Below are 13316 nucleotides of genomic sequence, written 5' to 3'. Positions count from 1 at the left end.
CGATAAGACTAATAATGAGATTATAACAACGAAAAATATGCCTGTTTCGAATGAGGCTAAACACTTGTTTCAATTCTTAGTGCAGAATGGTTATATCACCGATATTGATCACTATGATGCGAAGGACGTCAAGACGGTTTAAGTTTAAGTTATAAGTCAAAAGTAGTAGATCGAATTGCTAATTTCCACAGTGGAGTACTGGGAATACAACTCTAAACCCCTAACAACCAACAACCAACAACTACCAACCAACAACTAACCACTAATTCCTCATATTAATATACTGCAGAGGTTGTCCGAAATCTTCCTTTCTGCAAAGTGCAATTACAGCCTGGAGGTCGTCGATTTTTTTCGCCTGCACCCTGACCTGATCGTCCATAATTGATGCCTGTACTTTAAGCCCGCTATCTTTTATACTTTTTACGATCTTTTTAGCAGTTTCTTTATCGATTCCCTCCCTTATTTTAATTTCTTTTCTGAGCATGTTCCCGGAAGCGTATTCTTCTTTTCCGAGATCCATACTTCCCGGATCGAGATTATGTTTTACCATTCGGGAAATGATCGCATCCTGAATGGCTTTAAGACGCATATCGTTTTCGGTGATTACTGTAATCTCGTTGGTTTTTTTATCAAGCTCAACACTGCTTTTAGAGTCATTAAAATCATACCGGTTGAGTATCTCCTTTTTTGCAGTATTAATTGCATTGTCAAGCGTCTGCCCGTCAATCTTGCTTACGATATCAAATGTTGGCATAATTATTATTCTATTGGTTAATTAAACTTTTGTTAATATATTTAACTTAAGCACTTTATTTAAGTGTCTATAAGAAACCCTAAATCATGAAAGCAAATAAAGGAAAAACATCTAAGAAAGCGGTAAAAAAAGTTTCGAAACGTACAGTCAAAAAGGAACTGGAAACGTCGATATCTGATAAGTTTCTTGAAGCGTTAAAGGGTTTAGGGCTCGACGCAGAGAAATTATCTAAAGAAATAAAGAAAACGAGCCGCGTGTTAGCTAAAAAACTTTCCGATAAATACCAGGAAGTAAAGGTTGCTGTAGAAGAAAAGATCGAAAGCAACAAGAAAGCGAAAGCTAAAAAAGAAAAGAAACGACTTACTTCACCTAAAAAACCGGTTACCTCTGCAGTTGTCAAGGCTGAAAAAGTAGCAAGAGCAGCCGCTGCTGCAGCCCAGGCAAAAGCAGCAAGCACAAAAGTTGCTGTAAGGCGTACTCCTGCCAAAATCGCTAAAACAAAGCCAGCTGCAAAATCAGCCGGGCCTAAGGTGGTTACGTCTAAGCCGGTTGCAAAGGTTACAACCCGGCCAACTTCTACAAGAGCTACAATTAAATCGTCAGCTACGGCTGGGAAACAACCGGCCGCTGTTAAGAAGAACGCGAAATCAGTTACTGTTAAGAAAGCCACTGAAAAACCTGTTACAACGGAATCTCCAAAAACAGTTGTCCCCGATAATTCGTCGGAAACCATTGTTACAAACTAATTTGTGAATTTATTGTTTAATTAGCAAACAGACTTAATGGGATTTTAATACTAACTTAATATAAAATTGAGATTTTTACAGTCCCGTCCATTACGTGCGGGACTGTTTATTTTTACTACATGCCTAAGAATATTCCGCTTATTAATCGCGAGGTTAGCTGGTTATCATTTAATGACCGGGTATTGCAGGAGGCCGCAGATAAAACAGTTCCACTGGTAGAGCGTATCCGATTCCTTGCAATATTCTCATCAAACCTGGACGAGTTCTATAGGGTCAGAGTGGCTACTTTGAATCGCCTATCCAATATCAATACTAAATCCAAAGAGATTCTTGGATATAATCCGAAGAAGACTCTAAACCAGATTAAGACTATCGTGGTCCGCCAGGAACGCAAGTTTAATCACCTGTATGAAGACGATATAATCAAAGAATTAGAGCGCCAGAAAATATTCATTATTAGCGAGCGCCAGATGAATGTAGCAAGGGGACAATTTGTTAGGGAATATTTCCGGAACAAAGTTTTATCAACGCTTGTGCCGGTAATGATCGACAAGGACAAACCCTTTCCTCAATTAAAGGACAGGGCTATATACTTCTTCGTTAAGCTGACTAAAAATGCAAATAAAGAGAAGCAAAAATTTGCATTAATTGAGATTCCTACGGATGGTTCAAACAGATTCATTGTTCTTCCGGAAACTAATAATCTTAAGTTCATTACTCTTATCGATGATATTGTAAGGTATTGTCTGGATGATATATTCTTCATTTTTGATTATGATGCAATAGAAGCTTATTCCATACAGTTAACCAGGGATGCTGAACTGGATCTGGACAGGCATGTAAGTGAAAAGTTTATCGATGCGCTGTCAAAAAGCCTTCAGAAGCGCGGTAAAGGTAAACCCATGCGCTTGCTTTACGATTCCGATATGCCGCTGGACATGCTGACTCATCTAGTAGCTAAACTCGATCTGTCTGCAGACGGACTTATTCCAGGGAACAGGTACCATAATTTTAAGGATTTTATTAGTTTCCCGAATGTCGGCGGGCCTGAACTTGAGTATCCCAGGATCGTCCCTTTACCGGTAAATAATCTTTCCAGTGTTAGCAGTATTTTTGCGCAAATTGCTAAGCGTGATTATCTTATTAATCTCCCGTATCAATCGTTTGATTATATCATCCATTTTTTAAGAGAGGCAGCCATTGATCCGAAGGTTAGGGAAATTAACATAACCCTATACCGCCTTGCCGAAAATTCAAGGGTTATACATGCCTTGATCAATGCGGCTAAAAATGGAAAGAAAGTAAATTGCTTGCTTGAACTAAAAGCACGGTTTGATGAGCAGGCAAACATTTACTGGACCAATCGGCTGGAAGATGAAGGAATTGAGGTAAATTATGGGATGCTGGATTATAAGGTTCACTCTAAGATTTGCCTTGTAAGCAGGGTGGAAAAGGGTAAAAAAGTTTACTACGCTAATCTTGCTACAGGAAATTTTAATGAAAAAACTGCTTCTCTCTATTGTGATCATAGCGTTTTCACAGCAAACCCAGCGATCACCAAAGAATTAGTTAAGCTATTTGACGGGCTTCAGAAAAAAGTATTTTACCGTGGTTTTCAGAACCTGGTCGTATCACCCCTTGAAAGCAGGCAGAAAATATATGACCTGATAGAGAGAGAAATTAAGGTAGCCAATTCCGGGAAGCGAGCCTATATCATTTTAAAAATGAATAGTCTCACAGATGAGGACATGGTTGCTAAATTGTATGATGCAAACAACGCAGGGGTAAAGATCAACCTTATAATCCGGGGCATGTGCTGTTTGGTCCCTGGTGTAGCCGGATTCAGCGAGAATATCGAGGTTATTAGTATTATCGATAGGTTTTTAGAACACGCCCGGGTATGGATATTTGGCAATAACGGGAACGAGGAGATATTTCTGACCTCTGCAGACCTTATGGCACGTAATCTGGACCATCGCGTGGAAGTAGGGTTTCCTATCTTAGATCCTCTGGTAAAATCCGAAATCCGTGATATTATTGATATTCAACTTAAGGATAACACTAAAGCCAGGGAAATAAACCAGCTTAACAATAACCGGTACAAACGCAGCAGGGGCAAAGTTGAAAACCGTGCGCAGATTGATATATATACTTACCTGAAATATAAAAAATAAACCATTGAGATACGCTGCGATAGATATTGGATCAAATGCTGTAAGGTTACTTATAGCTGATATTATCCAAAACGATAAAGAGGTTTCTTTTAAAAAAACGAGCTTAATTCGGGTGCCTCTGCGTCTGGGAGATGATGCGTTTCTTGATAAAGAGATATCGGAAAAGAAAACCGAAGAGCTTATAAAGACCATGATCGCCTTTCGTCATCTCATGGATGTCTATAAAGTGAGTGATTACATGGCCTGTGCTACATCAGCCATGAGGGAAGCAAAGAACGGACAGAAAATTGTTCAGCAGATAAAACAGAAGGCTTCAATCGATCTTGAAATTGTGGAAGGGCAACGGGAAGCGAATATTATTTATGCGAGTCATATCGAACTAAGTCTGGAACGTAAGAAAAATTACTTGTATATTGATGTTGGTGGAGGTAGTACAGAACTCTCTGTTTTTAGCAATGGCGAAATGATTGCCTCACGTTCATTCAACCTTGGTGGGATACGAATTTTGGATAACCAGGATAAAGAAGAAACCTGGTCAGAGATGAAGGAATGGGTGAAGGACAAGGTGCAGAATTATAAGAATCTTTCAGGGATAGGTACAGGAGGAAATATCAATAAGCTGTTTAAAATGGCTGAGGGAAAGGACAATGATCCGATTACTTTCACCAAACTCCAGTCTCTATATACATACCTCAATTCCTTTTCGCTTAAGGATAGAATAAATGTCTTAGGACTAAATTCGGACCGTGCCGACGTAATCATTCCTGCTGCGGAAATTTATCTGACAGTTATGAAGTGGGGAGGAGTTAAACAAATTTATGTCCCACGCGTAGGCCTTGTAGATGGCGTTATTCAGTTGTTAATAGATAAGAATTTTAAAAACTAGTTTTACAATTCTACAATTTTCTTAGCGCCAACCCACAGGAAATAGGTGATCAGAGGCGCCATCAACACATCCATGGTATAATGCACATGTTGTATGAGCACGGCTATCCCAATCAAAACAGTTGCTATCAAGGCTAAAATCTTGTCCGCGTTTTTCCTGAGACATAGAAACATCAGGAACATCGCCGATGTGTGACCCGAAAAAAACAAGTCTTTTGTAATGAATTTCGGCCCGTAGAAAAAGTTGCTTATGGGATCGTGTATTGCAACCAGGTTGTCGGGCGCATTAAGCGGTACAAGCCCTATAGATACGAATCTTGAAAGGTTTATCAGGATGAATCCCCATAGAAAAGTTAAAAATATTTGTGGATCCTGTCTAAATCGGTGAAATGTAAGCAGCGCCATTGACCATATAGTAACAAATATAAATAATGAGAGATCATATGCCGGTAGCCACTGCAGTAGATAGTCATTGAATTTAATTCCATTCCTCTGCTCTATGGCCTGGTAGAAAAAAGGAAGCGAAATAAGGATTAGCGAAATAATTATTAAACCCGATATCAGTTTTCTTCTGTATTCTGATGAGGCCCAGTTGTCTCTCCATAGACTTACAATGGCACTTTGTTCTTGACTCTGCATATAGTTTTTTTTTTAAGCGCGCAAAACTACAATTAATTACATAAGACAATAAATTAATTTAAAAGTTACGTTAAGTTAATATGATTTTTAATGCGCTTGCTGGAGATTCCTTGTGCCCCTAACGAACCCATCCGGATGGGTCAACCGGGCTCCTGCCTTTCCAGATCTGGAACTGCATTTCGCTGATGCCTTCGGCCGGGTCATTAGCAACTGTACCTATTCTCTGACGTGTACTTACTTTTTGGCCGGCAGATACATTAACACTTTTGAGTTTTGAATAAATCGAAAAATATTCCCCATGCCTGATCATCACAGCATAATTGTTCAGAACCATAAATACCTGGCTTACCTGGCCTTCGAATACAGCATATACAGGTGCACCAGCGGCAGTTTGAATATTAATTCCCGGGTTGAATAAGGTTACATTGGATTTATACCTGTACTGACCAAATCCTTGGGTTACAGTGCCTTGCGCGGGCTTTTGCAATCTGCCGCGATTGCCCATAAAGCTGGAAGAAAGTTTTGCATCTTCGGGACTGGAAGCCAATACCGATGTCCCGCTGGATACCTTTGGTGCAGGTTTTGCAGCGGTGCTGGTGCTTGGTTTACTTGCACTTGTTCCTGCTTTGGCTTTCGCTGCTGCCAGTTTCGCAAGCCTGGCTTTTTCAGCGAGCCGCGCCCTCTCAGCTGCTTTAAGTTGTTCGGCGAGAATCTCTTTTCGGATGGCGGCCTGGATCGCATTGTTAAGATTGGCCGCGTCTTTTTGCTTTTTAACGAGTTGTTGCTGTAATGTTCGCTGCTGTTTTGTTAAACTGGTCAGTATTTTAGATTGCTGGTCTTTGTCTTTCCCAAGCGTTTGTTTCTCTGCGAGTTGGTCAGTAAGGAGGTGGCTCTTCTCCTTTTTATTTTCGTCGAGTATTGTAATCTCTTTTTTAAGATTAGACTGGGTTGTCTCTATATATTTGGCCTGTGACTTTCTGACTCTGCCAACTTGCTGGATATACTTTAACCTCATATAAGCCTGGTTAAAGTCCTTCGCTGCGAAAATGAACATGAGTTTATCATATGAGCCCTTGTTACGAAAAGCAAACAGTATCATTTTCGCATACTCCTTTTTAAGGTTACTTAAATTAGACTGTAAAGTCCGAACTTCGGAAGTGTTGGTGGAGATTTTATTATCCAGCATCTTGATTTCGGAATTAATTGTCCCAATCTTTTCTTCTCGAAGCCTTATTTGAGTATTTAACAAGTTTATCTGGGTGAGCGAAAGTTTTTTATTCTTGTCGACCCGGCTGCGGGTTTTCTTTAAGGACTCAATTTCCCGGTTGATAGCAACTTTTCGTTTTTTTAGTTCAGAACTGCTTTGGCCGAAAGATACCTGGATTGTTAGAATTACTAATAGAAGCGTTATTAACCTGGATTTTTGCATTGATAGCTTTTGTGCGCGGCAAAACTAGTGAATAAGCTGGCATATCGGATATTTTTTTAGGATAAAACAAAAAGGGAGACTGGTCTTTTCCATACTTTTATACCGAATAATCACCACATGCCCGCCGATATACGTCATCCCATTTACAACCTCCAGTTCGGGTTACTGTGTTTGAGCTCTTTTTTGTTTTCAGCGAGCTTCAATATGCTGATCCCGGAACTCCCTGCATACCTCGCCAACTTGGGCGGAGCTGAGTATAAGGGTTATATTATAGCCCTATTTACTTTAACAGCTGGAATTTCCCGGCCTTTCAGTGGAAAATTAACGGATAAGATTGGTCGGGTTCCTGTAATGGCGGTAGGTTCTCTGGTCTGTGTTATATGCGGCTTACTGTATCCACTTTTAACCTCTATCGCAGGGTTTCTGTGGTTAAGGTTATTCCACGGTTTTTCAACTGGCTTTAAGCCCACCGCAACGGCGGCCTATGTTGCTGACATAGTGCCGGGAAACCGCTGGGGAGAAGCCATGGGGATCCACGGATTATGTTTTAGTACCGGCCTGGCCATTGGGCCCGCAATTGGAAGTGAGCTAACGGCAAGGTTTTCAATAAATGCACTGTTTTATTGCTCATCACTATTTGCTTTACTTTCTATTGTCATTCTCATGAATATGAAGGAGACATTGGTAAAAAAAGAAAGATTCAAGCTTGCCTTACTTAAAATAAACAGGAAAGAAATTATCGAAATCCGGGTGATAGGAGGAGCTTTCGTAACCTTTTTATCCTATCTGAGTTATGGGGCAATTTTAACGGTAATTTCGGACTGGGGCACTCATTTAGGGGTGGCTAATAAAGGCCTTTTCTATATGGTTTTTACAGTTTCATCCCTTTTAATCAGATTTGCGTCTGGCCGATTGTCTGATAGGATTGGAAGAACCAGCATCATCAAGTTTTCGCTCCTTTTACTTACTAGTGCTCTCATATTTATAGGACAGGCAGATTCCCCTTTTCAACTGATGACGGCCGCAGCGGTGTATGGCGTCGCTACCGGGATGCTTTCACCGGCTCTTACCGCATTTATTATTGACCTTAGTCACCCGGAACATAGAGGCAAAGCTGTTGCTACTATGTACATAGCCCTGGAAGCTGGAATAGGATTGGGGGCTTTTATGGCAGGGGCCATGTACATTAGTGATATACAAATGGTGCCGCCCACATTCTATATCATTGCAGGTTTTACTCTTCTCGCTTATTTATATCTTCAATTTATATTCAAACAAACACGTATAATTAATGAATCCACAAATTCTTAGAGATCTGGTTAGCGTGCACATGCCCTACGGCAAGTATAAAGGGAAGCTTATTTGTGATATTCCTGAATATTATCTGGTATGGTACGAGAATAATGGTTTTCCTGAAGGGAAGATTGGGGTGCTGTTATCGACTATGTATGAGATCAAACTGAATGGTTTGGAATATCTTCTTAGACCTCTGAAAAAATAGCGGCTAAACTGCTAAAAATATTAGTTTTTAAAAGCTTTCCCTTATATTTGATGCTGAGCAACAATTATGTACGCCATTGTCGATATAGAAACTACAGGAGGTCATGCTAATGCAAATGGCATAACTGAAGTAGCAATAATAATTCATGATGGCCAAAAGGTCAGCGAACGTTTTAGTACACTCATTAATCCTCTCATACCTATTCCAATCTACATACAGGCGCTCACAGGGATAAATGATGAAATGGTAAGCTCTGCTCCAACATTCAAGGAAGCTGCAGCAGAAATTTACAACCTTTTACACGACAAAATTTTTGTCGCTCACAATGTAAATTTCGATTTCTCATTTCTTAAGCACCATCTTTCTGCGGCAGGTTATTTCTTGCAAACAAAGAAGTTATGTACGGTGCGATTAAGCCGGAAAATAATGCCTGGTTTTAATTCTTATAGCTTAGGTAAACTTTGTAATCAAGTAGGAATTGAACTTATTGACCGACATCGCGCCATGGGAGATGCTTCGGCAACAGCTTGTTTATTTTCTATGCTGCTTGAGCGCGATACTGAAGGCCATATAGCGAAGGCTTTAAATGTTCGTTCAAAAGAACAGTCGCTTCCTCCCCATTTGCCAAAAGAAGATATCGACAAATTGCCGTCGGTCCCTGGGATTTATTATTTTCACAACAGTAAAGCAAAAGTGGTATATGTCGGAAAAGCGATAGATATCAGGAAAAGAGTGAATAGCCATTTTGCGAATAATAAAGGTGGACGGCAGAAGCAGGATTTCTTACGCGACATTCATCACATCACATTTACCGAATGTGCTACTGAATTGATGTCGTTCATTATGGAAGCCGTTGAAATAAAGCGTCTCTGGCCGGAACATAACCGGGCGCTTAAACGCTTCGAACACATGTACGGGCTTTTCCTCTACGAAGATCAAAACGCTTATCTGCGTCTGGTTGTTGATCGCAGACGGAAATTCTCTACCCCAATTTATACCTTCAATAATTTATCGGAGGGGTACTCACTTATAAGGTTCCTGCTTGTGGAATTTAATCTCTGTCCTAAACTGTGTTTTATTCAACGCAGTATTGATCAATGTATAGGAATCGCAGACCATACTTGCTTTGGTGCATGTGAACAAAATGAATCAGCGCCAGAATATAATAATCGGGTTTTAAAATCCACGGCTTACGTGAAAAGTTCGCTTCCTACTTTCGCAATTATTGACAAAGGGAGGACCTTATCAGAGAAGAGCTGTATTTTACTGGAAAAAGGAATTTTCTATGGCATGGGCTTCATCCCTGAGGATCAGGCGATTCACGGAATTGAACCGCTCAAAGAATTACTAACTGTTTATTCTTCTAATGATTATATAAAAAACATCATTCGCAGCCATGCCGAGAGGTTTCCCGAAAAGATAATCTGCTTCGATCCGCAACCGCATTCGCTGGAAAATTAACGAGGCTTCCAAATTTGCTTTTCATTTAATAAAACCACTTATGTGGAATAATTTTTGTAGTATGAATGTTAATTAATCCTAAACATTTTACAAAACCTATTGTTATTTAAAAAACAACTTAAAACAAGCACAATGAAAAAGAAAGTTTACTTCCTGGCAACAGCATTAATGTTAATGTTCTCTGCCCCATCAGTAATGGCAAGTGATGCTAAATCTAAGCCAGAAATGACTGATAATCAAAAAGTACGTTTTGCCCAGATCAACCAAAGGGTTGAAGAGATCAAAAGCATGGACAGATCTGAATTAAGCCGCGAGGAACGTAAAGCACTTCGTAACGAACTTCAAGAGATGAAAAAAGAAGCGAAAGCGATGACCGGAGGAGTTTATCTTTCTGTTGGAGCAATCATTATCGTTATCTTATTATTGATTTTGCTTTTATAAGTTCTTACTTCATTAATAAAAAAGGCCGTCTCATTAGAGATGGCCTTTTTTATTTAATATTCTGTATAGAATTTGACTTCTGCTGGGTTTTAAGCAAACGATTTTATATTACAACATAACAGTCATACGCTTGATATTCCTCCACGACTTACTCGTAAAACTAGGTTTTTAAGGATTATTGATTATTCGGGATAATGGTTTATATGGCTTACAATTTTTCTGATCCGCTCGTCAAGTTGATTGACGGACTTATCAAGTAAGTCCAGGTATTCAGGTTCTTCGGTATAAGGATTTTCTTTTAAAAGCATCATCAGGCCCATAATCGAAGCTACCGGCTGCCGGAGTTCATGCGATTCAATTCTGGCGACCTCACGGAGTACAGCATTCTGTTTTTTTAATTGCGTTAAGCTTCGGTCTAATTCCATGATATGGCTTACCTGATTAGCAAGGGCCGCAAGGCATTCCATTTGTTGAGATGTGAGATCTTTTGGGGTGGTATCATAGACACATAGTGTCCCTACATTATATCCGTCGTACGACTTTAAATTTGCACTTGCATAGAATCGTATGTGAGGATCGTTAGCAACCACAGGTGCGGAAGCAAATCGTACATCTTTACTTGCATCATTTACGACCATTATTTGGTCTTTTTCTATTGCATGGGTGCAAAAGGAGGTGCTTCTTGGCATCACTGTCGCATCGATTCCAACTTTTGCTTTGATTAACTGAATGTCATAGTCCATTAATGTAATGAGGGCAATCGGACTGTTACAAATTACCGATGCCAGCATGGCGATTTCCTGAAGATCCTTTTCCCTATTAACATTAAAGTCCAGATATCGCTGAACTGCACTAACCCTTTTATTTTCAGTTGCAACATCCATTTTTTCCGGTTTTTGAAACTATATACGTGCACATAACGAATTTAGTTTGGAATGACCATTAATTGTTGATCATGCCGTCTTAATTCGCAGGAACAAAACCAAATTACTAATTATAGCGTAAGTAAAAGATCAAAACTAAAATATAAAATTATGGGATTAGGTGGTCCGGAATTAATTCTGATTGGAGCAGCAGTACTTCTGCTGTTTGGCGGCAAGAAATTGCCTGAACTTATGCGTGGCCTTGGAAAAGGTATTAACGAATTCAAAAATGCGAAAGAAGGCGTAATAACGTCTCAAGATGAACCTGCTACAGTGAACAGCCCGATTCCTGAAAAAACCATAATTTCGTAATCTCTTATGATGTGCTAAGTAAAATGGCATCTTATAACCGTGTACATTCGTTGGTTTTATAAGTATTGTTATTTATAACTTAGCGTAGAATATTGAGATGAAGATTTTATACGCTATTCAGGGAACAGGTAATGGTCATTTAAGCCGTGCGATGGACGTCATACCATGCCTTATGAAGCATGGAGAGGTGGATATAGTAGTTAGCGGAATTCAGAGTGATCTCACGCTACCTTTCCCAATAAAGTACAGCTTGCGTGGTCTTAGCTTCATTTTTGGAAAAAGCGGAGGTGTAGATCTTTGGAAAACCCTTGCAAAGTCCAATATCAGGAAACTTGTCAGCGAAATAAGGGAGCTTCCTGTCGAAAATTACGATCTGATAATTAACGATTTTGAGCCAGTTTCGGCATGGGCGTGCTACATAAAAAATCTTCCCTGTATTGGGCTCAGCCACCAGTCGGCTGTTTTAGCAGAAAACGCGCCTGCTCCAGTGGTCACCGACATGATTGGCAAGCTTATCCTTAAAAACTATGCTCCGAATACGGCTCAATATGGATTTCATTTTAAGCCTTACGCGAAGGATATTTATACGCCAGTTATCCGAAAACAGGTACGGGATCAAAAGATTGAACAGGGTGAGCATTACACGGTTTACCTGCCCTCATATGATGACAAACGGCTGATTCTAAAGCTCGGGCAGTTTAAAAATGTAAAATGGGATGTTTTTTCGAAACATAACAGAAAGCCCTTCACAAGCAAAAATGTATCGATACAGCCCATCCACAATGATAGATTCATCAAAAGTATGTCGGGGAGTGCGGGTGTGTTGTGCGGCGCGGGATTTGAAACTCCAGCCGAGGCACTTTATATGAACAAAAAGCTTCTGGTTATTCCGATGCGGAATCAGTATGAGCAGCAATTAAATGCAGCAGCACTTAGGGATATGGGAGTCCCGGTGATCAGGAGCCTCAAAAGCAGGTACGACATGGTAATTGCCAGCTGGCTTGAAAATGAGAGAACTGTTAAAGTAGATTATCCGGATATAACAGCCGGGATTATTGACCAGATAGTTCATAATCATACGAGCAAGGAAAAGAACGGCGGTCTTAAAACAATTCGTCAAAACGGACTATTCACATAACATCATGTATGCACCGGCAGGGTCTTAGCCAGGTCAATTCTTAACCAAAGAGATCGCTGGATAGATATCTATCCCCCCGATCACAGACAATAAAGACGATAACGCCTTTGTCTAGTTCTTTCGCAAGCTTTATGGCTGCCGAAGCAGCACCGCCACTACTCATTCCAGCAAAAATTGCTTCTGTCTTAGCGAGTTTTCTTGTCATTTCAACAGCATCTTGTTGGGATACATCAATGATACGGTCTACGCGAGTAGCGTCAAATATCTTTGGGAGATATGCAACTGGCCATCTTCGTATTCCTGGGATAGAGGAATCTTCCGTTGGCTGACATCCCACAATAGTAATTTCCGGACTTTGTTCTTTGAAGAACATTGAACATCCCATTATTGTACCCGTGGTACCCATAGAACTTACAAAGTGGGTAATCTGACTATTGGTATCTCTCCAAATTTCGGGTGCTGTCGTCTTGTAGTGGGCCAGGTAATTGTCAGGATTAGCAAACTGATTAAGCATGAAATTCTTTCCCGAAGCGGCTTTTTCATCTGCGTAATCGCGGCAAGCTTCAATTCCTTCTAGTAAAGTCACTCTGGCTCCATAGGCCTCCATGGTAAGCCTTCTTTCCTTTGTGGAATTCGACGGCATTACCAACTCAATTTCCAGGTCAAATAACCTTGCCATCATGGCAAGGGCAATTCCTGTATTTCCGCTTGTTGCTTCAATAAGGGGTACACTCTTATCTATTTCTCCGCGTTCGATTGCGCTGCGTATCATATTGAGCGCGGCTCTATCTTTCACACTTCCGCCTGGATTATTTCCTTCGAGTTTGGCAAATATCTTAACGTTTGGATTTGGATTTAATCCTTTAATCTCAACCTGTGGAGTGTTTCCTACAAAATCAACTAAACTTGCCAT

The 13316-nt window shown here is 40.2% G+C and carries 14 protein-coding genes; 9 read left to right on the top strand and 5 right to left on the bottom strand.

Annotated features, from left to right (window positions below; all coding sequences use genetic code 11):
- Window positions 1-262: 262 nt before the first annotated feature.
- Window positions 263-754, bottom strand: a complete 492-nt coding sequence (locus WBJ10_RS08220; RefSeq protein ID WP_424289158.1) for a YajQ family cyclic di-GMP-binding protein — start codon at window positions 752-754, stop codon at window positions 263-265.
- An 86-nt stretch (window positions 755-840) separates the two neighbouring features.
- On the opposite strand from WBJ10_RS08220, the gene WBJ10_RS08215 reads away from it, so the two are divergent.
- The 3 genes from WBJ10_RS08215 (at window position 841) to WBJ10_RS08205 (ending at window position 4560) form a co-directional block, all read left to right on the top strand.
- The gene (locus tag WBJ10_RS08215) at window positions 841-1500 is read left to right on the top strand and encodes a hypothetical protein (RefSeq protein ID WP_424289156.1); all 660 of its coding nucleotides are present in this window, start codon (window positions 841-843) and stop codon (window positions 1498-1500) included.
- A 119-nt stretch (window positions 1501-1619) separates the two neighbouring features.
- Window positions 1620-3674, top strand: a complete 2055-nt coding sequence (ppk1, locus tag WBJ10_RS08210; RefSeq protein WP_424289154.1) for a polyphosphate kinase 1 — start codon at window positions 1620-1622, stop codon at window positions 3672-3674.
- A gap of 4 nt (window positions 3675-3678) precedes the next feature.
- Window positions 3679-4560: an ethanolamine ammonia-lyase reactivating factor EutA gene (locus WBJ10_RS08205; protein ID WP_424289152.1), complete on the top strand. Its 882-nt coding sequence runs from the start codon at window positions 3679-3681 to the stop codon at window positions 4558-4560.
- A 2-nt stretch (window positions 4561-4562) separates the two neighbouring features.
- Here WBJ10_RS08205 and WBJ10_RS08200 read toward each other — a convergent pair whose 3' ends face one another.
- Both WBJ10_RS08200 and WBJ10_RS08195 read right to left on the bottom strand, forming a co-directional pair.
- The gene (locus WBJ10_RS08200; protein ID WP_424289150.1) at window positions 4563-5198 is read right to left on the bottom strand and encodes a phosphatase PAP2-related protein; all 636 of its coding nucleotides are present in this window, start codon (window positions 5196-5198) and stop codon (window positions 4563-4565) included.
- Between the two features lie 118 nt (window positions 5199-5316).
- The gene (locus WBJ10_RS08195; RefSeq protein ID WP_424289148.1) at window positions 5317-6627 is read right to left on the bottom strand and encodes a murein hydrolase activator EnvC family protein; all 1311 of its coding nucleotides are present in this window, start codon (window positions 6625-6627) and stop codon (window positions 5317-5319) included.
- 117 nt (window positions 6628-6744) lie between these two features.
- On the opposite strand from WBJ10_RS08195, the gene WBJ10_RS08190 reads away from it, so the two are divergent.
- The 4 genes from WBJ10_RS08190 (at window position 6745) to WBJ10_RS08175 (ending at window position 10030) form a co-directional block, all read left to right on the top strand.
- A complete protein-coding gene (locus WBJ10_RS08190) occupies window positions 6745-7938 on the top strand; it encodes an MFS transporter (RefSeq protein WP_424289146.1) in 1194 nt (397 codons plus the stop codon).
- The gene (locus tag WBJ10_RS08185) at window positions 7919-8128 is read left to right on the top strand and encodes a DUF3820 family protein (protein ID WP_424289144.1); all 210 of its coding nucleotides are present in this window, start codon (window positions 7919-7921) and stop codon (window positions 8126-8128) included. Before WBJ10_RS08190 ends, WBJ10_RS08185 begins: the two co-directional genes overlap by 20 nt.
- 66 nt (window positions 8129-8194) lie before the next feature.
- The gene (locus tag WBJ10_RS08180) at window positions 8195-9589 is read left to right on the top strand and encodes an exonuclease domain-containing protein (protein WP_424289142.1); all 1395 of its coding nucleotides are present in this window, start codon (window positions 8195-8197) and stop codon (window positions 9587-9589) included.
- 132 nt (window positions 9590-9721) lie between these two features.
- Window positions 9722-10030, top strand: coding sequence for a hypothetical protein (locus tag WBJ10_RS08175; protein ID WP_424289140.1), 309 nt, complete (start codon window positions 9722-9724; stop codon window positions 10028-10030).
- A 182-nt stretch (window positions 10031-10212) separates the two neighbouring features.
- Here the strand turns inward: WBJ10_RS08175 and WBJ10_RS08170 are convergent, their stop codons facing one another.
- Entirely contained in the window at window positions 10213-10914 is a 702-nt protein-coding gene (locus tag WBJ10_RS08170; RefSeq protein WP_424289138.1) for a GAF domain-containing protein, read from the bottom strand.
- 150 nt (window positions 10915-11064) lie between these two features.
- Here WBJ10_RS08170 and WBJ10_RS08165 point away from each other — a divergent pair, with 150 nt between their 5' ends.
- Together WBJ10_RS08165 and WBJ10_RS08160 are read left to right on the top strand one after the other, a co-directional pair.
- On the top strand, window positions 11065-11265 hold the full coding sequence (locus WBJ10_RS08165) for a Sec-independent protein translocase subunit TatA/TatB (protein WP_424289136.1): 201 nt from the start codon (window positions 11065-11067) through the stop codon (window positions 11263-11265).
- Window positions 11266-11362: 97 nt separating this feature from the next.
- Complete coding sequence (locus WBJ10_RS08160; protein ID WP_424289134.1) at window positions 11363-12403, top strand: glycosyltransferase family protein; 1041 nt, start codon at window positions 11363-11365, stop codon at window positions 12401-12403.
- A 40-nt stretch (window positions 12404-12443) separates the two neighbouring features.
- Here WBJ10_RS08160 and cysM read toward each other — a convergent pair whose 3' ends face one another.
- Window positions 12444-13316, bottom strand: coding sequence for a cysteine synthase CysM (gene cysM, locus WBJ10_RS08155; protein WP_424289132.1), 873 nt, complete (start codon window positions 13314-13316; stop codon window positions 12444-12446).

Origin of the sequence: Daejeonella sp. (genome assembly GCF_049655485.1) — a bacterium.
Classification (GTDB): Bacteria; Bacteroidota; Bacteroidia; order Sphingobacteriales; family Sphingobacteriaceae; genus Daejeonella.
The sequence above is the reverse complement of the archived record's forward strand: the minus strand, read 5'-3'. Positions and strand labels throughout refer to the sequence as shown.